Here is a 670-nt window from a genome sequence, read left to right as displayed (position 1 = left end):
AAACAAAACACCTATGAAAAACAAATTACTCTTAAAGGGAATGGTTTCCTTTTTTTTCATTTATTTACTCATAAATGAAGAGATAAAAGCCCAAGAACCTGTTGTCCAAGGAACGGTAACGTCCACGGAAGATGGTGAAGCAATTATCGGAGCTACTCTTTTGTTGCAGGATGATCTAAACTCCAGTCGGGGCACGGTGACGGACATAAATGGCAAATACAGTCTATCCGTTCAGGGACCTGAATCCACAATGGTAATTTCAAGTATCGGATATATTTCACAAACCATAAAGGTTGGAAACAGGTCCGAAATCAATATTCAATTGGATCCTGAGGTGAGTGAACTTTCAGAAGTGGTCGTAACGGCTTTTTGGGATTAAGCGAGAGAAAAAAGCTTTGGGTTATTCTGTTCAGGAAGTCAATACAGAAGAATTGACCCAGGCAAGAGAACCAAACGTCGTCAATTCCCTCAAGGGTAAAGTAGCAGGGGTCCATGTAAACCCTACCTCTGGTGGCCCTGGGGGTTCATCCTATGTGGTCATCCGTGGAAACAGTTCTTTAACCGGAAATAACCAACCCCTATATGTAGTGGATGGAATACCAATTGACAATCAAACCCTCGATCCTGCATCCAGTTCTTCGGGATTTGATTATGGAGATGGTATTGGCAA

Annotated in this window: 2 protein-coding genes; both read left to right on the top strand. The window is 42.1% G+C overall.

Translation table 11 applies throughout. The annotated features are described in order from the left end of the window. Nucleotides 1-379 (top strand): carboxypeptidase-like regulatory domain-containing protein (locus ADIWIN_RS19300; protein ID WP_235046964.1); only part of this gene is annotated, 379 nt, incomplete at its 5' end. Nucleotides 380-395: 16 nt separating this feature from the next. Then, the coding region (locus ADIWIN_RS22070) for a TonB-dependent receptor plug domain-containing protein (protein ID WP_161624658.1) at nt 396-670 on the top strand (275 nt) is incomplete at its 3' end.

The sequence above is a fragment of the Winogradskyella psychrotolerans RS-3 genome, from assembly GCF_000427335.1.
Taxonomy (GTDB): Bacteria; Bacteroidota; Bacteroidia; order Flavobacteriales; family Flavobacteriaceae; genus Winogradskyella; species Winogradskyella psychrotolerans.
Note: the sequence above shows the minus strand (reverse complement) of the source record. Positions and strands in the feature narration are given on the sequence as shown.